The organism is Mycobacterium sp., from assembly GCF_035603715.1.
Taxonomy (GTDB): domain Bacteria; phylum Actinomycetota; class Actinomycetes; order Mycobacteriales; family Mycobacteriaceae; genus Mycobacterium.
The window spans coordinates 18,939-44,938 of record NZ_DATNJW010000427.1; the positions used below are offsets into that span (position 1 = coordinate 18,939).

Genomic DNA, 26,000 nt, shown 5'->3' on the forward strand with positions numbered 1-26,000 from the left:
GGAGCACAGCTGTGACTTCACCGCTACCCGCACCGGCGTCCACCGAAGACAAGGACCCGGCCGAGGACTTACCTCCCGGCACCACGCCGTACTACGCCAGGATGCACAAATACATCAAGCGCGCCGTCATCGTCTGTCTGGTCGCGCTCGTCATCGAAGGTGCCTTCACGCTGCCCTTCATGGCGGTCTACTACGGCTATCCGACGCTGAGCCTGACGCAGATCTGCAGTGAATTACTCAAGGTTCGCTACTCCGACGACACCTTGGAGTGCAAGGTCCCATATCCGATGTTGGGACCGCCCGAAGGCGCCGAGGGCAAGGACACCGCCCGAGACCTGTGGGGCATCCAGCCGGTTCCGAAATATCACCGGCTGAAATTCCGCGAACTGGTGCGCATTCACGACGCGCGGGTGGCCCGGCAGCATGGCGCTCCGACTCCGTGACCAAGGCGCCTGAGGAGCACGCGCACAACTGGGACCTCCGTCACGAGGATTTCCAGGACAACGACTTCCTATACGACGTCTATTCGGTCATGCGTCGGAATGCGCCTTTCGCTCATACGGATACGCCGTTTCTGAGCGCCACTCCCGGTGGCGCGTGGGTGGCAACGCGATACGCGGAGTGCTACCGGATTCTGCAGGACTGGGAGCATTTCTCCAGTAACCCAACACCCGAAGCGTCTGAGCAGCTCGCAGGCGATCTGGTGATCACGCTGGACCCGCCACGGCAGCAGAAATTCCGCAAGGTGCTGAACCCGTACTTTTCGCCGGCGCGGATGAAGGCGCTGCGACGTCAGATTCGTTACGAGACAGACCAGTTGATCGACGCATTTATTGAACTGGGGACCGGTGACCTCGCCCAGGTCGCCTGGCGGCAGCCGGGCATCGTCTTCTTCAAGTATCTCCTCGGATTGCCGATCAACGACGTCCCGCTGTGTATTGAGTTGACGGACACCGCGCTCAACGGTGAAACCGAGGAAGCTCGGATGGGCGCGTGGGGCGGCCTGTATCAGCACCTCCACGATGCGGTGTCGGCGCGAAGCACACAGCATCCCCAGGACGACATGATCGACGTGCTCCTGAACGCCGAGATCGACGGTGAGCGACTGCCTTTCAGCGACGTGGTTGCCAATGCCATGCTGCTGGTGCAGGCAGGCCTAGAGACGACCGCTAACGCGTTGTCGTTCGCGTTCCACTACCTGGCAACACATCCAGACGAACGCGACCGGCTCGCCGGCGAGCCGGAAATACTGCCACGAGCCGTCGAGGAGTTCATCCGGTTCGGCGGATCGATTCACGGCATTCCGCGTACCGTCGCCAAGGACGTCGAGCTTGCCGGACACACCTTCTGCCCCGGCGAATCGGTATTGGTGAACTACGCCTCCGCCAACCGCGATCCACACGAGTTCGACCAACCCGATCGGTGCATCCTCGATCGTCGCGAGAACCGCCACCTCGGATTCGGGGCCGGAGTACATCGCTGCCTCGGCTCCAACCTAGCCCGCCTGGAATTCACGGTCGGTCTCGAGCAAGTGCTTTCGCGGATACCGGACTACGCCCTCGCACCCGGCGCCGATGCCGTGTTTCACGGCAACTCCGTCACAAGAGGATTCCGTCGGATTCCCGTCGTCTTCAGTCCTGGAACGAAAGCACCCGCATGACCTTTCGGGTCGTTCAGTGGACGACAGGAAACATCGGTACGAAGTCGGTACATGCAATCGTCGCGAACTCGCTACTCGAGCTCGTCGGATGCTACGCGTGGTCGCCGGACAAGGTCGGGCGCGACGTCGGTGAACTGTGCGGCATCGAACCACTCGGACTGCTGGCCACCGACGACATCGACGCCCTGATCGCCCTCGAGCCCGATTGCGTTGTGTACAACCAGATGTTCGCCAACGTCGACGTTCTGGTCCGCATTCTCCAGGCGGGCATCAACGTCGTCACCACGTCGGAGTTCATCACCGGCCATCGACTCGGCGACGGGCGCGAACGCATCCTGAGGGCATGCGAACTCGGTGGGTCGACGATCTTCGGCAGCGGCCTGAACCCTGGCTTCATCGAGCTCTTTGCGATCGTTTCTGCCGGGCTCTCGGACAGGATCGACCGCGTCTGCATCGTGGAATCGTTTGACACGACGATCTACAACTCACCGGAGACCGAGAAGATCATGGGGTTCGGATATCCGATCGATCACCCCGACTTGCTGGCGGTGACCGAGGAGGGGTCGGGGATCTTCCGCGAGGCCGTCCTCATCGTCGCCGACGCGCTGGGGGTCGAGCTCGACGAGATTCGTTGCGAGGCCGAGTATGCCCAAGCCACCGAAGACGTGCACCTACCCGGTGATTGGGTCATCGCCAAGGGTTGTGTGGCGGGAATCGACGTGAGCTGGAAAGGCTTTGTCGGTGAGCGTGATGTCGTCGAGGTACGCGGGGTGTGGACCAAGGGGCAATCGCTGGAGCCCACCTGGACGATGGGCTTCGGCTACCACATCACCGTCGAAGGCAGACCGACGATCAAGACAACCTTGGCGTTCGAGCCGCCCGCAGATTTCGTCGCACAGACGATCGAGGAATACATCCTGCTCGGTCTGACCATCACAGCCGTGCCGGCCATCACCGCGATACCGGCCGTCGTCGCCGCGCCACCCGGCATTGCGACGTATAACGATCTGCCGCTACTACTTCCGCGTGGAGTCATCAATGTCTGAACAGCGAGAGACGCAGCTTCATCACGTCGTTTTCGCCGTAGCGCCGGAACGGCAGGCGGCCGTGGCGCAGATGTTCACTGACCTCGGCTGCAGCTTCGAGAACACCGAGCTGACTGAACTCGGCTTGACAATTTATCTGGATTGGAACGGTGGCATCGAACTGATCAGCGCGATCCCCGGTGCGATCGCCGAAGTGGCGGCATCCGTCAGTGAATTCGTCAAGGCCAACGGCGACGGCGTGTACACCGTGGTGCTCCGCGTCCCGGGGGCGTCCGACGCCGAAGCCGTCACCGCACGCTACGGGTCGAAAATCCGCTTCCGGCAGAGCATTTCCGGTGAGGGCTCGTATCTCGACGAAATCGACCTATCGGTACTTGGTCTCCCGCTGACCTTGCTGGCGACCAATATCCCGTGACGACGCCAGCAGCTAGGAGATGTCGTGACCGTTGACGCGGCCAGACCGAGCGTTTTCGACGCCGGACTACCCACGCTGAGTTATGACCTGACCGACACCCCACAGCAGATCTATCCGCAGTTCCAAGCGGCCCAGCAAAAGGCGCCGATCGCATTGGGACCCATTGGTCCCGAGGTACTCTCGTACGAACTTGCCAGGACGGTGCTGCGCGATCCACGGTTCGTGATCCCTCCGGGGATCCATCTGTCCGCTCACGGGATCACGTCGGGTCCGCTATGGGACCGAGTCACCCGCAGCATCCTGAACATGGAAGGCGACGAACACCGCCGACTGCGCAGCCTCGTATCCAAAGCCTTCACGCCGCGCGCGGCGGCGAGTCTGGATGACACGATCCACACCGTCGTCGACGAGCTCATCGATCGCGTCGCGGACTCGGGCCGTTGCGAGTTCGTCGCGGACATCGCACGGCCATATCCCATCCCGATCATCTGCGCGTTGCTCGGTGCACCTCGCGAGGATTGGCAACAGTTCTCACGGTGGGCCGAGGACATCTTCAAGATCGTGAGCTTCGACTGCGATGTCACCGAGGAAGAGCCCGTCATCCTTCAGGCCTGGGGTGAGTTCGACGACTACATCGACGACATGGTCGTGCAGAGGCGCCGACACCTGACCGAAGATCTGCTGTCCGAGCTGATCGCCATCGAAGATGCGGGTGATCGCCTCGATGCCGGCGAGTTGCGCATGTTGGCGTTCAGCATTTTGGTGGCCGGCACCGACACCACGCGCAGCCAACTCGCGGCATCCATGCAGGTGCTCTGCGATCACCCCGATCAGTTGGCGCTGCTGCGCGACCAGCCCGAGCTGGCGATGCGTGCCGTCGAGGAGACCATGCGACATTCGCCGTCGATGTGCAGCACGGTGCGCAGCGTCGTCGATGACGTGACGATCGACGACTACACCTTCCCCGCAGGCACTTTCATCTTGGTGAACACCTATGCGGCCAATCGCGACAGCGCCGTCTACGACGATCCGACACGCTTTGACATCGCCCGCGAAGATCCGCCACCCATCCTCACGTTCGGCGGAGGGGTGCACTACTGTCTCGGCGCCAACCTGGCGCGACGCGAACTCGCCGAAGCGCTCAAGATCCTCGCCCGCCGCTTGCCGAATCCACGGCGCATCGGATCGGCGCCGTGGAAGCCGTTGCTCGGCATGAGCGGGCCCACCAGCTTGCCCATGCAGTTTGGCTGATGCGTTAGAAAATCGACGCGAGCGTACCGACGCGCACAGGCACCCGTGGAATGATGCCCGATATGTTCGACCGCTCCTTTCTGGCTACGGCCATCGCAGTCACCGCGATCGGTGTGGCCTCACCCGCGCACGCGGACCCGCCGTGCCCTGCCAGCGGCTGTCCGCACGGCCCGGCCAACAGCCCGTCCTACAAGGACGGCTACAAATCCGAACACGACTACTTCTCGACCCCGCAGAATCACTCCTATCTCAAGAGCGAGATGCAAAACGGCTACACCGCTGCGAGTGCCTGCCAAGTCGAGATGGGCGGAGGAGCGCCACCGGCGAATCCCGCTGACTGGATCAACGGCTGCATCGACGCCCTGCACGACCTGGGATTCAAGCCATAACCCCCCGGGTACTGATCGGCGTCGCCGAGTTGACCGATCTCATCGACACCGGCCAACCCGCGGCGATCCTCGACGTGCGCTGGCGGCTCGACGAGCCCGACGGGCGGGCGTCGTACCTACAAGGCCATCTCCCGGGCGCGGTGTACGTCTCACTCGAAGACGAGCTCAGCGACCACAGCGTCACCGGTCGGGGGCGGCATCCGCTGCCCTCCGGACGCAGCGTCGAGGCCGCGGCGCGGCGGTGGGGCGTCCGCCAAGGCGTGCCCACCGTCGTCTACGACGACTGGAATCGAGCCGGTTCGGCGCGGGCCTGGTGGGTGCTGTCGGCTGCTGGCATCGCCGACGTGCGCATCCTGGATGGCGGCCTCGCCGCGTGGCGGTCGGCCGGGGGCAGCCTGGCCACCGGCTCGGTCACGCCGCCACCGGGCGACGCGACAGTGCTGCACGAGGATCTCTATAACGGAGCGCTGCCGACCCTGACTGCGCAGCAGGTCGATAACTTCACGCTGCTCGACGCGCGCGCACCCGAACGCTTCCGCGGTGATGTCGAGCCGATCGATCCTGTCGCCGGACACATCCCCGGCGCGAAGAACCTGCCCAGTGGCACCGTACTCGCCGGTGACGGCACATTTTTGACGCCCGACGCACTGGCTTCAGTGCTCGCGGAGCGCGACATCGACGACGACGGTCGACTGGCCGCGTACTGCGGCTCGGGTGTCACTGCCGCCATTTCGATCGCGGCGCTCACTGCGATGGGCTACCGGGCAGCGCTGTTTCCCGGCTCATGGTCGCAATGGAGTTCCGATGCCGCCAACCCAGTCGCCCGCGGAGACGATTAGTCCGATTCCACGGACTAAGGTTTGTCTCCCGCCTTCGACGGTAATGCGCGTATAGAGGGGGACGCGTTGGTCGACCGACGCGTTCGCCTAGGTCTCGCCGGTTCAGCCGAGAGCTGGTGAGGCCGTCTATAAATGCCAGATCCGGTGTGTCACTCTCTTAATTGTAGTAGCGTGCGGTTATGAATACTGACGTCTGGATTCTGGGCGGCTATCAAAGCGACTTCGCCCGAAACCTCACCAAAGAGGGCCGTGACTTCGCGGATCTGACCCGCGAGGTCGTCGACGCCACCCTGATCGCGGCAAAGATCGACGCCGGCGACATCGACGTGGTTCACGTTGCGAATGCATTCGGCGAGATGTTCGCCGAACAGGGTCACCTCGGCGCCATGCCGGCAACCGTGTGCGACGGCCTGTGGGACACCCCGGCGTCGCGGCACGAGGCCGCGTGTGCGTCGGGAAGCGTGGCCGCGCTGGCAGCGATGGCCGATCTGCAGGCCGGCAACTACGACACCGCGTTGGTCCTCGGCGTCGAACTCGAGAAGACCGTCCACGGTGACACCGCGGCGCGTCACCTCGGCGCAGCGGCCTGGACCGGACACGAAGGGGCAGACGCGAAATATCTCTGGCCGTCGATGTTCGCCACCGTCGCCGACGAGTACGACCGCCGCTACGGACTGGACGAAACCCATCTGCGGGCCATAGCACAGGTCAACTTCGGCAACGCGCGCCGAAACCCCAACGCGCAGACCAGAGAATGGACGGTGCCCGATCCGATCTCCGACGACGACGCGGGCAATCCGCTCATCGAAGGCCGGCTGCGCCGGTTCGACTGTAGCCAGATGACCGACGGCGGAGCGGGAGTCGTCCTGGTCACCGACAAATACCTTCGCGATCATCCGGATGCTCGGCCGGTCGCGCGCATCGCGGGCTGGGGTCATCGCACCGTCGGACTGGGCCTGCAACAAAAGCTTGACCGCGCGGCCGACGACCCGTACGTGATGCCGCATGTGCGGGCAGCCGCGCTTGACGCGCTGCGACGCGCCCAGGCGAGCCTCGACGATGTGCATGGGATCGAGGTACACGACTGCTTCACTCCCAGTGAGTATTTGGCGATCGACCACATCGGCCTGACCGGACCGGGCGAATCGTGGAAGGCCATCGAGAACGGCGAAATCGAGATCGGCGGACGGCTGCCGATCAACCCCAGTGGCGGGCTGATCGGCGGTGGCCACCCGGTCGGTGCATCGGGAATTCGGATGCTCGTCGATGCGGCAAAACAGGTCAGCGGCTCCGCCGGCGATTACCAGGTCGAGGGCGCGAAAACCTTTGGCACGCTGAACTTCGGTGGCAGCACCGCCACCACGGTCAGTTTCGTCGTCCGCGCAACCGAAGGAGCGTGACATGGACGTCGAAGTCGTAGCCAAATTCCTGTCGACCCTGCCCGAAGACGACGACCACCCGTACCGAACCGGACCGTGGCGGCCGCAGACCAATGAGTGGGACGCCGACGACCTGATCGCCGTCGAGGGAGAAATCCCCCGCGATCTCGACGGTGTCTACCTGCGCAACACCGAGAACCCGCTGCACCCGTCGATGAAGACCTATCACCCGTTCGACGGCGACGGCATGCTGCACGTCGTCGGGTTCCGTGACGGAAACGCCTTCTACCGCAACCGCTTTGTCCGCACCGATGGCTTCCTTGCCGAGAACGAGGCTGGCGAGCCACTGTGGCCGGGCCTGGCCGAGCCGGTGCAATTGGCCAAGCGCGACGAGGGCTGGGGCGCTCGCACCCGGATGAAGGACGCGTCGAGCACTGACGTCATCGTGCACCGTGGTGTCGCGCTGACCAGCTTCTACCAGTGCGGCGACCTGTACCGGATCGACCCATTCTCTGCCGACACGCTGGGCAAGGAGACCTGGAACGGCCACTTTCCATCTCAGTGGGGAGTATCCGCGCATCCGAAGGTCGACCCTAAATCCGGTGAGCTGCTGTTCTTCAACTACAGCAAGCAGGCGCCCTATATGCATTACGGCGTCGTCGACGAAAACAATGATCTGGCGCACTACGTCGACGTTCCGCTGCCCGGCCCCAGGCTGCCGCACGACATGGCGTACACCGAGAATTACGTCATCCTCAACGATTTCCCGCTGTTCTGGGATCCCGACCTGCTCACGCACGACGTGCATCTGCCGCGGTTCTATCCCGACATGCCGTCACGGTTCGCCGTGCTGCCACGCCGCGGCGGCACCGGCGACATCCGGTGGTTCGAGGCCGATCCGACTTTCGTGCTGCACTTCACCAACGCCTACGAAGACGGCGAGGAGATTGTGCTCGACGGATTCTACGAAGGCGCGCCGCAGCCACTTGACACCGGTGGAACGAAGTGGGACAAGCTCTTTCGCTTCTTGGCGCTGGATCGTCTGCAGGCCCGGCTGCACCGGTGGAGGTTCAATCTGGTCACCGGCGAAGTCAACGAGGAGCAACTGTCGGAGTCCATCACCGAATTCGGGACGATCAATCCCGACTACGCCGCCGGCAACTACCGCTACACGTATGCCGCCACCGGAAAGCCGGGCTGGTTCCTGTTCGACGGGCTGGTCAAGCACGACTTACGCACCGGAGGCGAACAACATTTTCGGTTCGCCGACGGGGTCTTCGGAAGCGAGGCGGCGATGGCCCCGCGACTGAATTCTTCCGGCGAGGACGACGGCTACCTGATCACGCTGACCACTGACATGGACGCCGACGCGTCCTACTGCGTGATCTTCGATGCCGCCCGATTCAGCGACGGACCGGTGTGCAAAATTGCTCTGCCCGAGCGTATTTCCAGCGGCACCCACGCCACCTGGGCGCCGGGTGCGCAGTTGCGCCGTTGGCATGACGCCGACTCCCCCGCCGGCGCGATCGGACTGTGAATGCCGCTGGCGACACCGACATTGCTGAGCCCGGGCGGCACCAACGCGGTAGGCCGGATCCTCGGTCTGCTCGGTGACGAGTGGACGCTGCTGATCATCCAGCAGGCGTTGCTGGGCGCGACCCGCTACGGCGAATTCATGGCGCGGCTGCCGATTTCAAATTCGGCATTGGCCAGCCGGTTACGGGTGCTGACGGAAAACGAGTTGCTGGTCCGCACGGTCTATCAGACCCGGCCGGTGCGCGCCGAGTATCTGATCACCGCACGCGGACGGGCCTTCTGGCCGGTGCTGTTGTCGATCTGGGAGTGGGAACGACGGTGGGTGCCCGATCATGTCGACGCGCTTCCGGCCATGCATCACACGTTGTGCGACAACGACTTCGCGCCGAACTTGACCTGCCAATCGTGCGGCGAGGCGGTGACCGAGAAGGAGGTGGCGGCGCGCTGGGGCCCGAGCGGTTCGTGGCCGCGCTCGGTACCCGAGGCGGTCACCCGTCGCCGGTCTACAGCCGACGGTAAGCGCGGTCAGGCCGGTTTGTTCCCCGAGACGATGAGCGTGTTCGGAAACCGTTGGGCAGCGGCCCTGTTGGTGTGCGCCTTCCTCGGCACCACCCGCTTCACCGATTTTCAGAACCAGCTCGGAGCGACGCCGTCGCTGCTGACCCAACGGTTACAGACGTTCTGCGCCAACGGTGTGCTCTGTGTATCGCGACAGGCCGGGCCGGCGCGCGACCACTACCAGCTGACCGAGAAAGGGCGGGCGTTCTTCCCAGTGATCATCGCCGCGCTGCAATGTGGGCAGCATTGGTTTCACGCGCCGGAGGGCCCGGCAGTGGAGGTCACCCATCTCGGTTGCGGTAAGCCGTTCGTCGGGCAACTGACCTGCGACCAATGCGCCCAGCCGCTGAAGGGCGCAAACGTCAGCGTGAACTAGCGATGGCGCCGTAGCGAGGACGCCAACGCCCACAGCGAACACAGCATCGCAGCCGACGCCGCAACGCCGCCGACGTACAAGCCGTAGGCCGCCGATACCGGCGGCTTGACGTTCACATGGTAATACCGGACCATCAGCGCGACGACGACCAGCGAGATCAGCAGCGCCGCAACCGATGCCGGCTTCACCGACAATCCCCTGCCGACCATTGCGCCCGCCACCAGCAGGGCCGAAGACAGCAACACGATTAGCTGGCCCGGCCCGAACCCGTGCGGCAGATGCAGGCTGCCGATGCTGCCCCCGATCGCGTTGGCCCAGCCGCCGCCGTTGATCCCCGTGGTCAGCCATGGCAGCCATGCGCTCACCGACACGATCGCGGCAAACAGCGCCACCATCCAGCCAGGGCGTATGCGGGGCATAGTGCGACAGTAGCGGCTAGTTCTCCAGCGACGACAGATTGAACCCGGCGCCGGTCGGGTCAGTCGCTGCGGCCAGCCGACCGTAGGGGGTGTCCTCGGCGGGCTGAGTTACGGCGCCCCCGTTGTCGGTGATCAGCTGCAGTGTCTTGTCGACGTCCTCGGCACCGAAGAAGGTCGTCCAGGTCGACGGCACGCCGTCGGGCAGAAAACGGGCGCCGTCCATCACTCCGAGCAGCTGGTGATCCCCGAACCAGGCTGTGGTGTAACGGAATTCGTCGGTGTCGGAAACATCCTCGGTCCGCCACCCGAACACCTCGCGGTAGAAGTCGACGGCGGCCCGGTAGTCACGAGTGGTCAGCTGGTGCCATACCGGCGCGCCGGCCTCGCCGGTCACCTCGAAGCCGTGGTGCTCGAGCGGCTGCCACAGGCCGAAGAAGGCGCCGGAAGGGTCGGTCGCAACGGCCATGAATCCCTTGGCCGGCACCTCCATTGGGCCCATGAAAGTGGAGCCGCCGGCGGCCGTCACGGCCGACACGCCGGCGTCGACGTCGGCGGTGTGCAGGTAGGTGGACCACCTGTCCGGAACCGGCGCGTCAGGCAGGTTGGCCATCATTCCAGCGACCTGATGGCCGTCCTTCGATGCGTTGATGTAGCCGCCATACTCCGGTCCGGCGGATTCGAACGTCCAACCGAAAACTGCGCCGTAGAAATTCTGGGCGCGCTCGATGTCCGATGTTGTCAGATCAAGCCAGCAGGGAGCGCCCAGCGGCGCGACGTTACGGATCGGCACGATGACCTCCTGATGTAACAGGCCCCGAAGTGGGGTTCATCGATATCGACTCTAGAAGACGCGAAAAGTCATCGCGGTTTCGCGACGTCGCCTCAGGCCGGCGCGAAGACCGTGACGAACCTACGCAGCGATTCGCGGATATCGCTCTTCAACGCCGCCGCGACCATCATGCCGATGGGGCCGAATAACGCTGGGCCCCCGAGGTGCACGTCGAGGCTGACCACCGAGTTGTCCGCCTTGGGTTTGACCTTGGCGATCAACTTGACCTTGACCCCGCCGACGCCGATACCGTCGAGCGTCATCGACTCCGGCGGTTTGTAGTTCACGATCGTCCAGGTGAGGCGGTTGGGCATGCCCTTGACCTCGACGATCGAATCGATCACCGTGCCCTTTTCCAACTGCTCGGGTAGCTTGCTGCGCCACACCCGGTGGATGGTCAGCCACTCCTTATAGCGGGAGAGGTTTGACGCGTCCTCCCACGCCTTCTCGGGCGGCAGCGGTACGTCGATGGATACCGAAAGCTTTGCCATGGTTGACTTCTACCGGTCTTCCTTGTCCTTGTCTTCGAAGTCGTCGAGTCTTAAGAGTTTTCGCCGAGCCGCCACCATGGCTCGAATTCCGTTGTGGCCGTGGGGTCGACGCGACCACCCGGTTTGGGCACCGCGACAGCGACGTGCGCGGCCTCGGCCGCAGCCACTAGCCGCTCGATTGGCTCGGCCCACGGGTGCGGCGCCAGCCGGAATGTGCACCAGTGGATTGGCACCAAGAGTCCGCCGTTGACGTCGAGGTGCGCCTGCACCGCCTCTTCGGGATTCATGTGAACGTCCCGGGCCACTCTGTTGTAGGCCCCGACGGGTAGCAGCGTCACGTCGAAAGGTCCGTGATCGGCACCGATGTCGGCGAAGCTCTTGGTGTAGCCGGTGTCGCCGCCGAAGTAGGCCCGGTGCGAGGGGCCGATGATCACCCAGGACGCCCATAGGGTGTTGAAGCGGTTCAGGAAGCGGCCGGAGAAATGCCGTGCCGGTGTGCAGATCAGCGTGAGCTCGTCGATTTTCGTCTGCTCGTTCCAGTCGAGTTCGATGACGCGCTCGTCGGGAATGCCCCACTCGCGAAGGTGCGCACCGACGCCCAGCGGAACGACGAATGGCGCCCACTGGCTGCGGGCCAGCGCGAGGATCGTGTCGATGTCGAGGTGGTCGTAATGGTCGTGGCTGATGACGATCGCGTCCAGCGCGGGCAGCGCGTCCAGCGACACCGGCGGGGGGTGCATCCGTCCCGGGCCGATGACGTCCGAGGGTGAGCAGCGTTCGCTCCACACCGGATCGGTCAGGACGCGGTATCCGTCGATTTCCAGCAGCGCGGTCGAGTGGCCGAACCAGCTGACGGCGATCTGGCCGGCGGGAGCATCGAAGGTGCGCGGCTCGGGGGTGTCCAACGGGATCTCCGCTGAGGGCCGAGCGTCCTCGAGGCCAGTGATGATCTCCCACAACAGCGATCGCCCTTGGTCGGGGCCGATGTTCATCGAGGCCGGTTCCAGGTTGACGAATACGCCGTCTTGGAAGTTCGGTGAGCGATCGGCGACGGCGTGGATGTCAGCCGGTTGCGCTCCGAGCGCCGCCGGTGCGCCGTGCAGGGCGCGCAACACCCACCCGCCCGTCGCGAGCGAGACTGTGCCCGCTGCCAGTCGCAGCGCCGCGCGCATCATGCGTTTATGCCCCCTGGAATTTCGGCGGTCGCTTCTCGACCCGTGCGACCTGAGCTTCGATGACGTCCTGGCTACCCCACGCTTTGTCGAAAAGCTCTTTCTGCACCGGCGACGGCTCTTCGATGGAGCCGTCGTCGTTGAGTACCCGCTTGGCGTGCTGCAGCGCCAGCGGAGCCAGGCCGGCGATATCGGCGGCCCACGCCTGCGCGTCGGCCAGCGTCCCAATCCGGTTGGCCATCCCGGTCTGCAGCGCAGTCTCGGCGCTCAGCTTCTCCGCGGTCAGCAGCATGGCCCGGGCCCGGCCGTGGCCGACCAGCGACGAGAGCCGGTGGATGCTCCAATTGTCCAGTGCCAGGCCATATTTCGACGTCGGGAACTGGAAGAACGCCTCGGGCGCGACGACTCGAAGGTCGCATTGCATGGCCAGCTGGAGACCCGCGCCGATCGCGGGCCCGTTGATCGCGCCGATCACCGGAATCGGCGCGGCGTCCAGCGCCTTGTGCAGTTCGATGAGGCGGTCGGGATAGTCGGCGGCGAACGCGTCACCGCTCAGGTCGGCGCCGGCGCAGAACACGGTGCCCTGCCCGGTCAGCACGACGACACGGACATCCTCTCCGGCTGCCTTCTCCACCGACTCGCGCAACTCCTCGACCAGCTGGGAGTTGAGCGCATTCCGTCGTTCGGGACGCTGCAACTCAATGGTCAAGACGTCTTCGACGCGGGTGAGACCGATCATGGGCCCAGCCTATTAGCCTCAGCCGAGCGGTATCGAATCGGCAGTAGGCGGACAGTTCCATTCGGCCCGTGGACCTGACAGGATGCTTCCCCGTGACAAGGCCCAACTTCCTGGTGATCGTGGCAGATGACCTCGGGTTCTCCGATATCGGCGCGTTCGGCAGCGAGATCGAGACCCCCAATCTCGACCGGCTCGCACACGCCGGGATCCGGCTGACCGATTTCCACTCGGCACCGGCCTGTTCCCCGACCCGGTCGATGCTGCTGACCGGCACCGATCACCACATCGCGGGCATCGGCACCATGCTCGAGGTCGCTCCGCAGTTCCGCGGACAGCCCGGCTACGAGGGATACCTCAACGACCGGGTGGTCGCACTGCCCGAATTGCTACGGGACGCCGGCTACCTGACCCTGATGGCAGGCAAGTGGCATCTGGGCAACACCATCGACACGTCGCCGTGGTCCCGTGGATTCGACCGGTCGTTCGCGCTATTGCCCGGCGGCGCAAGCCATTACAGCACTGTTCCCGGCGACTTCATACCGATGATGTCGCGGTACACCGAGGACGATCAGTTCGTCACCGTTCCAGACGACTTCTATTCGTCGGACTTTTACGCCGACACGCTGCTGCGGTATTTCCGCGAGCGCACCGACTCCGAACAGCCGTTCTTCGCGTATCTGCCGTTCCAGGCGCCGCACTGGCCACTGCAGGCGCCCGCCGACACCATCGCCAAATACCGGGGTCGCTACGACGACGGCCCGGACGCGCTTCGCGAGGAGCGACTGGCCGCGCTCAAGCGCCTCGGCCTGTGCCCCTCCGACGTCGTCGCCCACCCCGTGGTCGCCGACGGCGAACCGGAGTGGGCCGACATGACCGCGGAGCAGCGGGCCTCGTCGGCGCGCGCCATGGAAATCTATGCGGCCATGGTGGATCGAATGGATCACAACATCGGCCGCGTCGTCGACTACCTCGCAGAGACCGGCGAACTCGACAACACCGTGGTGGTCTTCATGTCGGACAACGGCGCCGAGGGAGCGATCCTCGAGTCGGTGCCGATCCTCGGCGGCGCGATCGCCGCCGAGATCAAGAAGAACTGGGACAACAGCCTCGACAACGCCGGTGCCGCCAACTCGTTCATCTGGTACGGGCCGCGCTGGGCGCAGGCCGCCACCGCTCCCTCGCGCCTGCACAAGGCGTTCACCAGTGAGGGTGGCATCCGGGTGGTCGGGTTCGTCACCTGGCCGGGCTTCGGCCGGCAACAACAGATCGGCACCGCGTTCAGCACCGTGATGGACATCGCGCCGACCGTGCTCGAGTTGGCCGGCGTCGAACACCCAGCCAAATACCGCGGACGGGACGTGGAGCCCATCCGGGGTCGGTCATTGTTGCCCTACCTGTCCGGCTCAGAGTCGGTGCACGACGACACCGTCGGAACCGGCTGGGAACTGTTCGGGCGCTACGCGATTCGGCAGGGCGACTGGAAGGCCTTGCATCTGCCCGAGCCGTACGGCCCGGGCGCCTGGCAGCTCTACGACCTCTCCGCCGACCCCGGCGAGATCGAGGACCTGGCCGCGAAGCATCCCGAGAAACTGGCTGAGCTGCTGGTGCTGTGGCACCGCTACGTCGACGACACCGGAGTCATCCTGGATCTCGCGCCGGGCTGATCAGTAGCCTCAGCCGGGTGAGCCGGATCGGGACCGACGAACTGCGCGACGCGGTGCTCGACGAAGGATCGTTCGTCAGCTGGGACAGCGCGCCGCTGGCGATACCGATGAGCGAGTCGTACGCCGACGAGCTGGCCGGGGCACGCGCCGCCAGCGGCCACGACGAATCCGTGCTGACCGGCGAGGGCCGGGTGTTCGGGCGCCGGGTGGCGGTCGTGGTCTGCGAGTTCGACTTCCTGGGCGGCTCGATCGGGGTCGCCGCGGCCGAACGGATCACCACCGCGGTGGAACGCGCCACCGCCGAGCGGCTGCCGCTGCTGGCGTCGCCGTGCTCCGGCGGCACCCGGATGCAGGAAGGCACCGTCGCGTTCCTGCAGATGGTCAAGATCGCCGCGGCCGTCACTCTGCACAAAAGAGCACACCTGCCCTACCTGGTCTACCTGCGCCACCCGACCACCGGCGGGGTGTTCGCGTCGTGGGGTTCGTTGGGTCACCTCACCTTCGCTCAGCCGGGCGCACTGGTCGGCTTTCTCGGGCCGCGGGTGTACGAGCAGCTCTACGGCGAACCGTTTCCGCCGGACGTCCAAACTGCGGAGAACCTGCAACGGCATGGGGTGATCGACGCCGTCGTGCCGCTCGTCGAGCTGCGCGGCATCCTGGACCGGGCGCTCACGGTCGTCGCCGACGCCGCGAGGCCGCCGCCAGAGCGACCACGGCCCGAGCGGCTGCCCGATATCCCGGCATGGGACTCGGTGCTGGCGTCGCGGCGACCGGACCGGCCCGGAGTCCAGCATCTGCTGCGCCACGGCTGCACCGACCAGGTGCTGCTGTCGGGCACCGGGCAAGGCGAAGCCGCCACCATGCTGCTGGCGCTGGCCCGGTTCGACGGTCAGCCCGCGGTGTTGCTCGGGCAGCAGCGCGTCGTCGGCGGGCTGGTCGGGCCGGCCGCGCTGCGCGAAGCCCGCCGCGGCATGGCGCTGGCCGCCGGGCTGCGGCTGCCGCTCGTGCTGGTCATCGACACCGCCGGCCCCGCGCTGTCGGCCGAGGCCGAAGAGGGCGGCCTGGCCGGCGAGATCGCGCAGTGCCTGGCTGAGCTGGTCACCCTGGACACTCCGACGGTGTCGGTGCTGCTCGGTCAGGGCAGCGGCGGGCCCGCGCTGGCGATGGTGCCCGCCGACCGGGTGCTGGCTGCGCTGCACGGCTGGCTCGCGCCGCTGCCGCCGGAGGGCGCCAGCGCGATCGTGTTCCGCGACACCGAGCACGCCCCGGAACTCTCTGCCGCACAGGGCGTCCGCTCGGTCGACTTGCAGACGTCCGGCATCGTCGACACGGTCGTGCCGGAGCACCCGGACGCCGCCGACGAACCGGCCGAGTTCTCCACCCGGCTGTCCGCGGCGATCGCCGTCGAGCTGCACGCGCTGCGCGGCATGGCCGATTCCGACCGGATGGCGACTCGGCTGCGCCGCTACCGCAATATCGGGCTGCGCTAGCTGTTCGGCAACCCGAGGTGATCGAATGCGTCGGCCGCCCAGCGGTGTGCCCAAGTCTGCAGCGGCGCAAGCGCCGCCATCAGTGAATGGCCATGTGCCGTCAGGAAATAACCTTCGTCGCCGTGGTCCACGATGTGTAGCTGCCGGAGCTCCTTCAACCGGGTGTTGAGCGAGCCGGGATTGGTGTCGCAGGCAGTTTGCAACGCCCGGAAGGTCAGCGCCCCGTCGCGCAGCTCCCAGAGCAGGCGCAGTGCGCCGCGGCGCCCAAGCGCGTCGAGGGCCACCATCAGTGGGCGCCCGGAACGCGATCCACGGGCCGATGATCCGATCCGGGGCGACTGCATGCTTTACATTTTGTAGCACCGTCGCTAGTTTTGTCGTCATGACACGCTATGAAAGTAATAGCGCCCGCATCGCTCCGGCTGCCGAACCGCTTCCCGACGACGTCCGGCAGGCCATCGACGCGGTCATGCACGGTCAGCCGCCGCTGGTGTTGTTCATCACGTTGGCGCGCGATCGCCGGCTGTTCTTCAAGTTTTTCAACTCCGGACTGCTCGACCGGGGCCACCTGACCATCCGGCAACGCGAGATCGTCATCGACCGGGTGACCGCGTCGTGCGGCGCCGAGTACGAGTGGGGCGTGCATGTCAGCGTCTTCGCCGCGAAGGCCGGCCTGACAGAGGAACAAATCACGTCTTTGACGATTGGCGGACCCGACGACACCTGCTGGTCGGACGCCGATCGGCTGCTGATCCGGTTGTGCGACCGCCTGCACGAGAACTGCACAGTGGATGACGCGCTGTGGGCAGAGCTCACCCGCCACCACTCGGATGAGGCACTGCTCGAACTGCTCATGCTCGCCGGCACGTACCGCACCGTCAGTTATCTGGTGAACTCGCTGCAGCTACCACGGGAACCTGGCGCCCGCCGATTCCCGCCGCGCCGGACGGGCCCGGGCGGGTGTTCCCACAGCTAAGAGGGATGATCAGGCATCATGGGCAGCATGGAAACTGGCGCGACCTCACCGCGGGTTTTGGTTGTCGACGACGACTCCGACGTGCTTGCCTCGCTGGAGCGCGGACTGCGGTTGTCCGGCTTCGAAGTGGCGACCGCAGTCGACGGCGCCGAAGCGCTGCGCAGCGCCACCGAAACCCGGCCGGACGCGATCGTCCTCGACATCAATATGCCGGTGCTCGACGGGGTGAGCGTGGTGACCGCACTGCGGGCGATGGACAACGACGTGCCGGTCTGCGTGCTGAGCGCGCGCAGCTCGGTCGACGACCGGGTGGCCGGTCTGGAGGCCGGCGCCGACGACTACCTGGTGAAGCCGTTCGTGCTGGCCGAGCTGGTGGCACGGGTGCGGGCGCTGCTGCGCCGCCGCGGAGCCACCGCGACGTCGTCATCGGAAACCATCACGGTCGGCCCGCTCGAGGTCGACATCCCCGGCCGGCGGGCCCGGGTCAATGGCGTCGACGTCGACCTGACCAAGCGTGAATTCGATCTGCTGGCCGTGCTGGCCGAACACAAGACCGCGGTGCTGTCGCGCGCCCAGCTGCTGGAACTAGTGTGGGGATACGATTTCGCCGCCGACACCAACGTCGTCGACGTATTCATCGGATACCTGCGCCGCAAGCTGGAAGCCGGTGGCGGCCCCCGGCTGCTGCACACCGTCCGCGGCGTGGGGTTCGTTCTGCGTATGCAGTAACGGGAAGCGAAGATGAACTTCTTGCAGAGGATCCTGACCCGCACGCCTTCGCTGCGCGCCCGCGTGGTGGTCGCGACCGTCATCGGTGCGGCCATCCCGGTGCTCATCGTCGGCGTCGTCGTCTGGTTCGGCATCACCAACGACCGCAAGGAACGGCTCGACCGCCGTCTCGACGAGGCCGCCGGTTTCGCGATTCCGTTCCTGCCTCGCGGGCTCGGCGAGATTCCGAAGTCGCCCAGCGACCAGGACGCCATCATCACCGTCCGCCACGTCAATGGCGAGGTCACCTCCAACACCACCGTCACGCTGCCCGAGTTGCCTGCCGGTTACGCCGACACCTACATCAACGGCGTGCGTTACCGGGTGCGCTCGGTGACCATCCCGGCGCCGCATCCGATGTTGGTGGAAGTCGGCGCCACCTATGACGCCACCATCGCCGACACCAACAACCTGCATCGCCGGGTGCTCTTGATCTGTCTGTTCTCGATCGCCGCAGCGGCCGTATTCGCCTGGCTGCTGGCCACTTTCGCAGTGCGCCCGTTCAAACGGCTGGCGCAGCAGACCCGGTCCATCAACGCAGGCGACGAGAATCCACAGGTCCGGGTACGAGGCGCCAGTGAAGCCGTGGAGATCGCGGAGGCCATGCGCGGCATGCTGCAACGGATCTGGGACGAGCAGAACCGCACACTCGACGCACTCGCATCGGCACGCGACTTCGCCGCCGTGTCCTCCCACGAGTTGCGTACGCCGCTGACCGCGATGCGCACCAACCTCGAGGTGCTGGCCACCCTCGAACTTCCCGATGAGCAGCGCAAAGAAGTGCTCAGCGACGTGATCCGCACCCAAACGCGAATCGAGGCAACGCTTTCCGCGCTGGAACGGCTGGCACAGGGCGAGCTGTCGACGTCGGAGGACCATGTGCCCGTCGACATCACCGAATTGCTCGACCGCGCGGCGCACGACGCGATGCGGATCTACCCCGACCTCGACGTGTCGCTGGCTCCGTCGCCGACCTGCATCATCGTCGGCCTGCCCGCCGGCCTGCGTCTTGCGGTGGACAACGCGATCGCCAATGCGGTCAAACACGGCGGCGCCACCAGCGTTCAGCTGTCGGCGGTCACCTCGCGGGCCGGCGTGGAGATCGCCATCGACGACAACGGCAGCGGGCTGCCCGAAGCCGAACGCGAAATGGTGTTCGAGCGGTTCTCCCGCGGCTCGACCGCGTCGCACTCGGGCTCCGGACTCGGCTTGGCGTTGGTTGCCCAGCAGGCACACCTGCACGGCGGAACCGCGGCGCTGCAAGACAGCCCCTTAGGTGGCGTACGTCTGCTGCTGCAGCTGCCGCCGCCGAGCTGACGTTCCGTTTAAGCACCGAGTGTGTAGGTAGTCGAGGTTGTTTCGCCGTTTTCGCGAGCAGAAGCTGCACAGTCAATGCGCCTGTGCATAATTGCGCCCAGCTTGGACCGCCGTTGATCGAATATTTCGGCCATGAGCGTGGGCGATCAGGGTCGACATGGGCTGGCGAAACTGGCGAGTGGCTGTCGAGTACGACGGCGTCCAACATTGGTCCGATCGATATCAGCGGTCGTGGGACATCGACCGGATCGCGATACTCGAGGCAATGGGTTGGGTGGTCGTCCGGATCAGTGCGGAGATGCTGTCAAGGCCGGCGGTGATCATCGACCGAGTCCGCAGCAAGCTCAGAGCAGCGGGTCGCCCCGTCTAGCGTGGAGCCTCGAGTGTGCAGGTTGCGCGCGTAATTATTCCGACATCGCGATCACTAGCTACACAGTCGACGCGGCTGACGTGCTAGCGAGTACCCAGCAGATCGATCACGAAGATCAGCGTCTTGCCGGACAGCTGGTGTCCCGAGCCGGCCGGCCCGTACGCCTGCTCCGGCGGAATGATCAGCTGACGCCGTCCGCCGACCTTCATTCCCGGGATGCCGTCCTGCCAGCCCTGGATCAGGCCCTGCAGCGGGAACGAGATCGACTGGCCGCGGCCCCATGAGCTGTCGAACTCTTCGCCCGAGTCGTAGTCGACGCCGACGTAGTGCACCTCGACAGTGCCACCAGGCACGGCTTCGGGTCCTTCGCCGACCACCAGGTCCTGGCTGACAAGCTGGGTAGGTGCTGGGCCGCTGGGAAATTCAATCTCAGGTTTGCTTGACACGGAGAAGACCCTAGTCGGGCACACTTGACTAGTGAAAGAGGACCAAGCATGACCAAGAGCCCAGACAACGCTGCCCTGTCGCGCATCAACGAACTCGTCGCCGAGGAGAAGGCGCTTCGAGAGCAGTTGCAGCACGGCAAGATCAGCGAGTCCGAGGAGCACAAGCGGCTGCGTCAACTCGAGATCGAACTCGACCAGTGCTGGGACCTGCTCAGGCAGCGTCGCGCCCTGCGCGAGACCGGTGGCGATCCCCGCGACGCCGCGGTACGCCCCGCCGACGAGGTCGAGGGCTACCTGGGCTGAGCGGATGACTGCGCGTGAGGTCGACGCGGTCATCGTGGGCGGCGGACACAACGCTCTGGTCGCCGCCGCATACCTGGGCCGGGCCGGCCTGCGGGTGCGACTGCTGGAACGGCTGCCGCACGTCGGTGGTGCCGCGGTGTCATCACACGTCTTCGACGGTGTCGACGCGCGGCTGTCGCGGTACGCGTATCTGGTGAGCCTGCTGCCGGCGCGCATTCTGGACGACCTCGGCGCGACGGTTCGGTTGGCCCGGCGGCCCTATTCGTCGTACACCCCCGATCCGGCCACGGCCGGGCGCACCGGCCTGCTGGTCGGTCCGCGGTCCACGTTCGACGCCATCGACGCCCACGACGACGAGCGGGCCTTCACCGAGTTCTACCGGCGCTGCCGGCTGGTGACCGAGCGGCTGTGGCCCACGATGTTGGAGCCGCTGCGCACCCGCGAGCAGGCCCGGGCAACGGTCGTCGGCAGCGACCCCGAGGCGGCAGCGGCGTGGCAGGCCTTGGTCGAGCGACCGGTCGGCGCCGCGATCGCCGACGCGGTGCACAACGACGTGGTGCGCGGTGTCGTGGCGACCGACGCGCTGATCGGCACCTTCGCCCGGCTCGACGACGCGTCGCTGCAGCAGAACATCTGCTTCCTCTACCACCTGATCGGCGGCGGTGTCGGCGACTGGCACGTCCCCATCGGCGGCATGGGTGCGGTGAGCGCGGCGCTGGCCGCCGCCGCGTCCGCCCATGGGGTCGAAACCGTCACCGGTGCAGAGGTTTACGCGATCGACCCGGCCGGGGAGGTGCGTTACCGCTGCCGTGACGACGAGCACGCGGTCCGCGCCCGACTCGTGTTGGCCGGCGTCACACCCGCGTCGTTGGCCGGCCTGCTCGGCGAGCCGGCGCCGGCCTCGGTGCCAGGCGCTCAAGTCAAGGTGAACATGGTGCTGCGGCGGCTACCCAGACTGCGCGACGACAGCGTGGCGCCCGAGCAGGCTTTCGGGGGAACGCTGCATGTCAATGAGACCTGGTCGCAGCTGGACGACGCCTACTCACAGGCCGCCGATCACGTTCTGCCGGAACCACTTCCGTGCGAGATCTACTGCCATTCACTGGCCGACCCCAGCATCCTGTCGCCCGGGCTGCGCGATTCCGGCGCGCACACCTTGACGGTGTTCGGTCTGCACACGCCACATCAGGTGTTCGGCGCCGAGCGTGACGCGCTCACCGACGCCGTGTTGTCGTCGCTGAATTCTGTTCTGGCCGAGCCGATTCAGGATGTGCTGCTGAACGACGTCAACGGCTCGCCCTGCATCGAGACGACAACCACCCTCGACCTGGAGCAACGGCTGGGAATGACCGGCGGCAACATCTTCCACGGCGGCTTGTGCTGGCCGTTCGCTGATGACGAAGACGAACTCGACACTCCGGCACGGCGATGGGGTGTCGCGACCGCCCACGAGCGAATCCTGCTGTGCGGCTCAGGATCGCGCCGCGGCGGTGCGGTCTCCGGTATCGGAGGTCACAACGCCGCGATGGCGGTCCTGCAGTCGCTTGGCTAGTTACCGGGAGTCGATGGTGGCGTAGTCACGCTCGGTGTAGCCGGTGTAGATCTGGCGCGGCCGGCCGATCTTGCTGGGCTCACCGTTCATTTCACGCCAGTGCGCGATCCAGCCGGGCAACCGGCCGAGCGCGAACAACACGGTGAACATCCGCGTCGGGAATCCGAGCGCGCGGTAGATGAGACCGGTGTAGAAGTCGACGTTCGGGTACAGCTTGCGCTCGATGAAGTAGTCGTCGGTGAGCGCGGCCTCTTCGAGTTGCTTGGCGATGTCCAGCAGGTCGTCGTCGCCGCCGAGCTTGGCCAGGATCTTGTCGGCCTGCTCCTTGACGATGCGCGCGCGCGGGTCGTAGTTCTTGTAGACCCGGTGGCCGAAGCCCATCAGCTTGACGCCTTCTTCTTTGTTCTTCACCTTGTGGACGAAGGTGCTGACGTCGTCGCCGCTGTCCCGGATCTGCTCGAGCATCTCCAGCACCGCCTGGTTGGCGCCGCCATGCAGCGGACCCCACAGGGCGTTGATGCCGCCGGAAATCGACGTGAACAGGTTGGCCTGCGATGAGCCGACCAGTCGCACCGTCGACGTTGAACAGTTCTGCTCGTGGTCAGCGTGCAGGATGAACAGCAAGTCCAGCGCCCGAACGATCTCCGCGTCCGGCTCGTAGGGCTCGGCGGGCAGGCCGAACGTCATCCGCAGGAAGTTCTCCACCAAGGTCAGCTTGTTGTCGGGGTAGAGGAACGGCTGACCCACCGACTTCTTGTAGGCGTAGGCGGCGATGGTCGGCAGCTTGGCCAGCAGCCGGATCGTGGACAGGTCGACCTCTTCTTTGTCCACCGGGTCCAGCGAATCCGGGTAGTAGGCGCTCAGCGCATTCACGACGCTGGACAGCACCGGCATCGGGTGGGCGTTGCGGGGGAAACCGTCGAAGAACCGCTTCAGATCCTCGTGCAGCATGGTGTGCCGCTGAATCTGGTTGGTGAACGCGGCCAGCTGTTCGGAGTTCGGCAGCTCTCCGTTGATCAGCAGGTAGCTGACCTCGATGAAGGTCGACTTCTCGGCCAGCTGCTCGATCGGATAGCCGCGGTAGCGCAGGATGCCGGCGTCGCCGTCGATATAGGTGATTGCGCTTTTGGTGGACGCCGTGTTGACGAAGCCGTTGTCGAACGTCGTATATCCGGTCTTGGACAACAGTGGGCCCAGCGCGATGCCATCGGCCCCCTCGGTCGCGTGAACGATTTCCAGGTCCAACTCACCACCCGGGTACTGAAGAGTGGCGGAGTCGTCGGTTGCGGCCACTGGAACCCCTTTGCGGTCTCGGCTGATCTGGCCCTACAAGCTTGCTACTAGGTGAAGGTAGTCGCTGTCGGGGCGACGCGCCTGCTCGGGGTCGGGTCTGCTGAAGTTGGGGCTTTCCGGCAGTAAAGCCTGCCGGCCCGAAGGCCTTTACTCGATCTTGACCCCGTGTTGAATACCCACCCGCACGATCAGGAACGTGACTACGCTTCAAGCCGTGGAACTGGGGGTTTTGGGACCACTCCGGGTCCGACAAGGCGGCGCACCCGTCGCGATCCCGGGCGCCAAACCTCGGGCCGTCCTCACAATGCTCGGGCTGCACCACGGCTCGGTCGTGTCGGCCGACACACTCGTCGAATTGCTCTGGGGCGAGGATCCGCCACGCACCGCCGCCAAAGCCCTGCAAACCCACATCTCCGCGCTGCGTCGCGCCCTGGGAGACGGCTTCGTTCTGACGCAGGGGACGGGCTGGGCGCTTGCCGAGAGCGACGTTGATGCGTCGCGATACAAATCAGCAGCCCGACTCGGACGCGATGCCGCAGCGACCGGCGACATCAGCCAGGCGGTGGCTCGCTTCGACGAAGCGCTTGCCCTCTGGCGAGGTATCCCCGAACTGCCCGACGGTAGGCGCGGAACGTCGGAAAAGACGCGATGGATCGAGGGCCACGCCGCGCTAGTGGAGGATCGGGCCGACGCGCTGCTCGCGACGGCCCGCGCCGCGGAGATCATCGGCGAGCTCGAGTCGGCGGTGGCCGAGGCGCCGCTGCGCGAACGGCGATGGGGCCAGCTCATGCTCGCCCTCTACCGCGCCGGCCGGCAAGGTGACGCTCTTGGCGCTTATCAACGGGCACGGACAATGCTCGCCGACGAATTGGGAATCGATCCGGGGCCGGAGCTTCGCCGGCTTGAGACCGCCATCGTCGCACAAGATGCCTCACTCGATGTTGTTGTAGCACAAAATCTTCCGTCGGTGATGCGCGCAGTCACCTTTCTGCTCACCGACATTGAGGGATCGACCGCCGCCTGGGAAGCAGACGCCGCAGCTATGGCACTGGCGCTTGCCCGACACGACGAACTCGCGGAACAGGTGGTCACATCGCAGGGCGGTCGGCTGATCAAGACCCGCGGCGAGGGCGACGCCACGTTCTCGGTCTTCGATCGACCGTCGGCGGCAGCCGCGGCCGCTATGGAGCTACAAGACGCAATCAGCCGCGAGCAGTGGAATCTCCGCGAGCCGATGCGCATCCGGATCGCACTGCACACCGGTGAGGTCGAGCTCCGCGATGGCGACTACTTCGGTCGGGCAGTCAACCGCGCTGCCCGCCTGAGGTCCCTGGCCGCGGGCGGTCAAATTTTGTGCTCGGGTGCGACCGCCGAGCTTGTCATTGATTCACTGCCCGACGACGTTGTCCTGGCCGACCTGGGGCTGCGCGAACTGCGCAACCTCGCCCGCCCCGAGCATGTGTTCGAGCTGCGACTGGAGACCGCTGAGGAGAGTGCCGAACAACCGACGGCAAGTGAGCCGCCGATGGAGCGGCCGGGCCTCCCCCCGGTTCTGATCGGCAGCGGGCCCTTCGTGGGGCGCGGAAGCGAGCTCGAGCGGCTTCTGTCTGCGTGGCAGACCTCGCTTGGCGGTGGTGCGTGCGCCGTCCTGATAGCCGGCGAACCGGGTGTCGGCAAGACCCGCCTGGCCGGCGAGTGGTCCCGGCAGGCCTATGAGCAAGGCGCGGCCGTGCTGTACGGCCGTTGCGACGAGGACCTGGGTGCGCCATATCAGCCCTTCGCGGAAGCCCTGCGGTCGATCGTGCCGTGCGTCGGCACCAGTCGGTTGCGCGGACTGCGCGGCGTCGAAGCCTTGCTTCCGCTGGTTCCCGGGCTCGTCGACGAAGTGCCCGATCTGGCCGCGCCGACGCGCGCCGACCCGGACACCGAGCGCTACGCGCTTTTCGACGCCGTCGTCGCACTCTTGGAAATGGCTTCCATAGAAGCGCCGGTTGTTCTGGTACTCGACGACCTGCACTGGGCGGCCAAGCCGACGCTCCTCTTGTTGCGACACCTGCTGCGCTTCGGCGACCGCGCGCGCGTGCAGATCGTCGGCACCTATCGCAGCACCGATCTCGACCGCTCCCATCCCCTGGCAGCGATGCTCGCCGACTTGCACCGCGACGGCACCGCCAATCGGATCAGTCTCAGCGGCCTCGATGAGGACGACGTCAGCGCCTACGTCGCCAAAGCCGGCTACGACGACGAAGAACTCGGCCACGCATTGGCCTCCGTCACCGGCGGCAACCCGTTCTTCCTCATCGAGGCTCTGCGACATGTCGACGAGAGTGGCGGCGTGTGGGACCCGAGCACGCTCCCCCAGGGAGTGCGAGAAGCTGTGAGCCGCAGACTTACTCGGCTTCCGGTCGAGACCAACAAGGCCCTCGCGGCAGCCGCTGTCGTCGGTAGCCGGTTCGCCCTGGACCTCGTAGAGAAGGTGGTTGAGGAGGATCTGGTTGACGCGTTCGACGAGGCGTGCAAAGCCGGCATCGTCATCGAAGAGCCCGGTGGTCGGTACCGGTTCAACCATGCGCTCGTCCGACAGTCGCTGCTGGCCGAACTGCCGTCGATGCGGCGTATGCGGTTGCACCAGCGGATTGCCACGACGCTGGAGGACGAGCCCGGTGCCGACGACGAGCTGCTCGCTGAACTGGCTCACCACTATTTCGAATGTGCGTGGGCG

26 protein-coding genes and 1 pseudogene are annotated in these 26,000 nt (G+C 65.7%); 19 read left to right on the forward strand and 8 right to left on the reverse strand.

The features are described 5' to 3' along the window. Positions 1-11: 11 nt before the first annotated feature. The 10 genes from VN856_RS17620 (at position 12) to VN856_RS17665 (ending at position 9,449) form a co-directional block, all read left to right on the forward strand. A complete protein-coding gene (locus VN856_RS17620) occupies positions 12-443 on the forward strand; it encodes a hypothetical protein (RefSeq protein WP_325691308.1) in 432 nt (143 codons plus the stop codon). After that, positions 440-1,660, forward strand: a complete 1,221-nt coding sequence (locus VN856_RS17625; RefSeq protein ID WP_325691310.1) for a cytochrome P450 — start codon at positions 440-442, stop codon at positions 1,658-1,660. The genes VN856_RS17620 and VN856_RS17625 overlap by 4 nt, the downstream gene beginning before the upstream one ends. Then, entirely contained in the window at positions 1,657-2,706 is a 1,050-nt protein-coding gene (locus tag VN856_RS17630; protein ID WP_325691312.1) for a dihydrodipicolinate reductase, read from the forward strand. The genes VN856_RS17625 and VN856_RS17630 overlap by 4 nt, the downstream gene beginning before the upstream one ends. Further along, positions 2,699-3,121: a hypothetical protein gene (locus tag VN856_RS17635; RefSeq protein WP_325691314.1), complete on the forward strand. Its 423-nt coding sequence runs from the start codon at positions 2,699-2,701 to the stop codon at positions 3,119-3,121. The genes VN856_RS17630 and VN856_RS17635 overlap by 8 nt, the downstream gene beginning before the upstream one ends. Before the next feature lie 24 nt (positions 3,122-3,145). Continuing rightward, positions 3,146-4,372, forward strand: coding sequence for a cytochrome P450 (locus VN856_RS17640; RefSeq protein WP_325691316.1), 1,227 nt, complete (start codon positions 3,146-3,148; stop codon positions 4,370-4,372). Between the two features lie 62 nt (positions 4,373-4,434). Further along, positions 4,435-4,761 carry a hypothetical protein gene (locus tag VN856_RS17645; protein ID WP_325691318.1) on the forward strand — a complete coding sequence of 109 codons (327 nt, stop codon included), beginning with the start codon at positions 4,435-4,437 and terminating at the stop codon, positions 4,759-4,761. Further along, entirely contained in the window at positions 4,758-5,600 is an 843-nt protein-coding gene (locus tag VN856_RS17650; protein WP_414686987.1) for a sulfurtransferase, read from the forward strand. The genes VN856_RS17645 and VN856_RS17650 overlap by 4 nt, the downstream gene beginning before the upstream one ends. A gap of 179 nt (positions 5,601-5,779) precedes the next feature. Next, positions 5,780-7,000 (forward strand): acetyl-CoA acetyltransferase, encoded by a 1,221-nt coding sequence (locus VN856_RS17655; RefSeq protein ID WP_325691320.1) that lies wholly within the window; start codon positions 5,780-5,782, stop codon positions 6,998-7,000. A gap of 1 nt (position 7,001) precedes the next feature. Further along, positions 7,002-8,516 carry a carotenoid oxygenase family protein gene (locus tag VN856_RS17660; protein ID WP_325691322.1) on the forward strand — a complete coding sequence of 505 codons (1,515 nt, stop codon included), beginning with the start codon at positions 7,002-7,004 and terminating at the stop codon, positions 8,514-8,516. Beyond that, positions 8,517-9,449: a helix-turn-helix domain-containing protein gene (locus VN856_RS17665; protein ID WP_325691324.1), complete on the forward strand. Its 933-nt coding sequence runs from the start codon at positions 8,517-8,519 to the stop codon at positions 9,447-9,449. Here the strand turns inward: VN856_RS17665 and VN856_RS17670 are convergent. From VN856_RS17670 to VN856_RS17690, 5 genes are all read right to left on the reverse strand, one after another. Next, positions 9,446-9,868 (reverse strand): hypothetical protein, encoded by a 423-nt coding sequence (locus tag VN856_RS17670; protein WP_325691326.1) that lies wholly within the window; start codon positions 9,866-9,868, stop codon positions 9,446-9,448. The two genes, VN856_RS17665 and VN856_RS17670, sit on opposite strands and share 4 nt — an antisense overlap. A gap of 16 nt (positions 9,869-9,884) precedes the next feature. Then, entirely contained in the window at positions 9,885-10,658 is a 774-nt protein-coding gene (locus tag VN856_RS17675; RefSeq protein WP_325691328.1) for a VOC family protein, read from the reverse strand. Positions 10,659-10,750: 92 nt separating this feature from the next. Next, the gene (locus VN856_RS17680) at positions 10,751-11,188 is read right to left on the reverse strand and encodes a type II toxin-antitoxin system Rv0910 family toxin (RefSeq protein ID WP_325691330.1); all 438 of its coding nucleotides are present in this window, start codon (positions 11,186-11,188) and stop codon (positions 10,751-10,753) included. Between the two features lie 50 nt (positions 11,189-11,238). Next, positions 11,239-12,363 carry an MBL fold metallo-hydrolase gene (locus tag VN856_RS17685; RefSeq protein WP_325691331.1) on the reverse strand — a complete coding sequence of 375 codons (1,125 nt, stop codon included), beginning with the start codon at positions 12,361-12,363 and terminating at the stop codon, positions 11,239-11,241. Between the two features lie 4 nt (positions 12,364-12,367). Beyond that, the gene (locus tag VN856_RS17690; protein WP_325691333.1) at positions 12,368-13,099 is read right to left on the reverse strand and encodes an enoyl-CoA hydratase; all 732 of its coding nucleotides are present in this window, start codon (positions 13,097-13,099) and stop codon (positions 12,368-12,370) included. A gap of 92 nt (positions 13,100-13,191) precedes the next feature. On the opposite strand from VN856_RS17690, the gene VN856_RS17695 reads away from it, so the two are divergent. Continuing rightward, complete coding sequence (locus VN856_RS17695; protein WP_325691335.1) at positions 13,192-14,763, forward strand: arylsulfatase; 1,572 nt, start codon at positions 13,192-13,194, stop codon at positions 14,761-14,763. Between the two features lie 17 nt (positions 14,764-14,780). Beyond that, a complete protein-coding gene (locus VN856_RS17700) occupies positions 14,781-16,253 on the forward strand; it encodes a carboxyl transferase domain-containing protein (RefSeq protein WP_325691337.1) in 1,473 nt (490 codons plus the stop codon). On the opposite strand, the gene VN856_RS17705 is transcribed toward VN856_RS17700, so the two are convergent. After that, positions 16,250-16,597, reverse strand: coding sequence for a winged helix-turn-helix transcriptional regulator (locus tag VN856_RS17705; RefSeq protein ID WP_325691339.1), 348 nt, complete (start codon positions 16,595-16,597; stop codon positions 16,250-16,252). The two genes, VN856_RS17700 and VN856_RS17705, sit on opposite strands and share 4 nt — an antisense overlap. Positions 16,598-16,635: 38 nt before the next feature. Here VN856_RS17705 and VN856_RS17710 point away from each other — a divergent pair, with 38 nt between their 5' ends. The 4 genes and pseudogenes from VN856_RS17710 to VN856_RS17725 all read left to right on the forward strand — a co-directional run. After that, on the forward strand, positions 16,636-17,229 hold the full coding sequence (locus VN856_RS17710) for a carboxymuconolactone decarboxylase family protein (RefSeq protein ID WP_325691341.1): 594 nt from the start codon (positions 16,636-16,638) through the stop codon (positions 17,227-17,229). 18 nt (positions 17,230-17,247) lie between these two features. Then, positions 17,248-17,958, forward strand: coding sequence for a two-component system response regulator PrrA (gene prrA / locus VN856_RS17715; protein WP_325691343.1), 711 nt, complete (start codon positions 17,248-17,250; stop codon positions 17,956-17,958). A 12-nt stretch (positions 17,959-17,970) separates the two neighbouring features. Further along, positions 17,971-19,314, forward strand: coding sequence for a HAMP domain-containing sensor histidine kinase (locus VN856_RS17720; protein ID WP_325691345.1), 1,344 nt, complete (start codon positions 17,971-17,973; stop codon positions 19,312-19,314). Positions 19,315-19,459: 145 nt separating this feature from the next. Further along, a pseudogene (locus tag VN856_RS17725) lies at positions 19,460-19,684 on the forward strand (DUF559 domain-containing protein); the annotation flags it as partial. Positions 19,685-19,767: 83 nt separating this feature from the next. Here the strand turns inward: VN856_RS17725 and VN856_RS17730 are convergent. Continuing rightward, on the reverse strand, positions 19,768-20,130 hold the full coding sequence (locus VN856_RS17730) for an FKBP-type peptidyl-prolyl cis-trans isomerase (protein WP_325691347.1): 363 nt from the start codon (positions 20,128-20,130) through the stop codon (positions 19,768-19,770). 48 nt (positions 20,131-20,178) lie between these two features. Here VN856_RS17730 and VN856_RS17735 point away from each other — a divergent pair, with 48 nt between their 5' ends. Both VN856_RS17735 and VN856_RS17740 read left to right on the forward strand, forming a co-directional pair. Continuing rightward, complete coding sequence (locus tag VN856_RS17735) at positions 20,179-20,433, forward strand: DUF2630 family protein (protein ID WP_325691349.1); 255 nt, start codon at positions 20,179-20,181, stop codon at positions 20,431-20,433. A 4-nt stretch (positions 20,434-20,437) separates the two neighbouring features. Next, positions 20,438-21,985 carry an NAD(P)/FAD-dependent oxidoreductase gene (locus VN856_RS17740; protein ID WP_325691351.1) on the forward strand — a complete coding sequence of 516 codons (1,548 nt, stop codon included), beginning with the start codon at positions 20,438-20,440 and terminating at the stop codon, positions 21,983-21,985. Here VN856_RS17740 and VN856_RS17745 read toward each other — a convergent pair whose 3' ends face one another. Beyond that, a complete protein-coding gene (locus VN856_RS17745; RefSeq protein WP_325691353.1) occupies positions 21,986-23,278 on the reverse strand; it encodes a citrate synthase in 1,293 nt (430 codons plus the stop codon). A 214-nt stretch (positions 23,279-23,492) separates the two neighbouring features. Here VN856_RS17745 and VN856_RS17750 point away from each other — a divergent pair. Then, positions 23,493-26,000 (forward strand): BTAD domain-containing putative transcriptional regulator (locus VN856_RS17750; protein WP_325691359.1); only part of this gene is annotated, 2,508 nt, incomplete at its 3' end.

Excerpts from the sequence above, each read along its gene's own strand:
- VN856_RS17630 (WP_325691312.1), top strand. The coding sequence starts at position 1,657 with ATGACCTTTCGGGTCGTTCAGTGGACGACAGGAAACATCGGTACGAAG.
- VN856_RS17635 (WP_325691314.1), top strand. The coding sequence starts at position 2,699 with ATGTCTGAACAGCGAGAGACGCAGCTTCATCACGTCGTTTTCGCCGTA.
- VN856_RS17645 (WP_325691318.1), top strand. The coding sequence starts at position 4,435 with ATGTTCGACCGCTCCTTTCTGGCTACGGCCATCGCAGTCACCGCGATC.
- VN856_RS17655 (WP_325691320.1), top strand. The coding sequence starts at position 5,780 with ATGAATACTGACGTCTGGATTCTGGGCGGCTATCAAAGCGACTTCGCC.
- VN856_RS17660 (WP_325691322.1), top strand. The coding sequence starts at position 7,002 with ATGGACGTCGAAGTCGTAGCCAAATTCCTGTCGACCCTGCCCGAAGAC.
- VN856_RS17665 (WP_325691324.1), top strand. The coding sequence starts at position 8,517 with ATGCCGCTGGCGACACCGACATTGCTGAGCCCGGGCGGCACCAACGCG.
- VN856_RS17670 (WP_325691326.1), bottom strand. The coding sequence starts at position 9,868 with ATGCCCCGCATACGCCCTGGCTGGATGGTGGCGCTGTTTGCCGCGATC.
- VN856_RS17680 (WP_325691330.1), bottom strand. The coding sequence starts at position 11,188 with ATGGCAAAGCTTTCGGTATCCATCGACGTACCGCTGCCGCCCGAGAAG.
- VN856_RS17685 (WP_325691331.1), bottom strand. The coding sequence starts at position 12,363 with ATGATGCGCGCGGCGCTGCGACTGGCAGCGGGCACAGTCTCGCTCGCG.
- VN856_RS17690 (WP_325691333.1), bottom strand. The coding sequence starts at position 13,099 with ATGATCGGTCTCACCCGCGTCGAAGACGTCTTGACCATTGAGTTGCAG.
- VN856_RS17705 (WP_325691339.1), bottom strand. The coding sequence starts at position 16,597 with ATGCAGTCGCCCCGGATCGGATCATCGGCCCGTGGATCGCGTTCCGGG.
- VN856_RS17710 (WP_325691341.1), top strand. The coding sequence starts at position 16,636 with ATGACACGCTATGAAAGTAATAGCGCCCGCATCGCTCCGGCTGCCGAA.
- prrA (WP_325691343.1), top strand. The coding sequence starts at position 17,248 with ATGGGCAGCATGGAAACTGGCGCGACCTCACCGCGGGTTTTGGTTGTC.
- VN856_RS17720 (WP_325691345.1), top strand. The coding sequence starts at position 17,971 with ATGAACTTCTTGCAGAGGATCCTGACCCGCACGCCTTCGCTGCGCGCC.
- VN856_RS17735 (WP_325691349.1), top strand. The coding sequence starts at position 20,179 with ATGACCAAGAGCCCAGACAACGCTGCCCTGTCGCGCATCAACGAACTC.
- VN856_RS17740 (WP_325691351.1), top strand. The coding sequence starts at position 20,438 with ATGACTGCGCGTGAGGTCGACGCGGTCATCGTGGGCGGCGGACACAAC.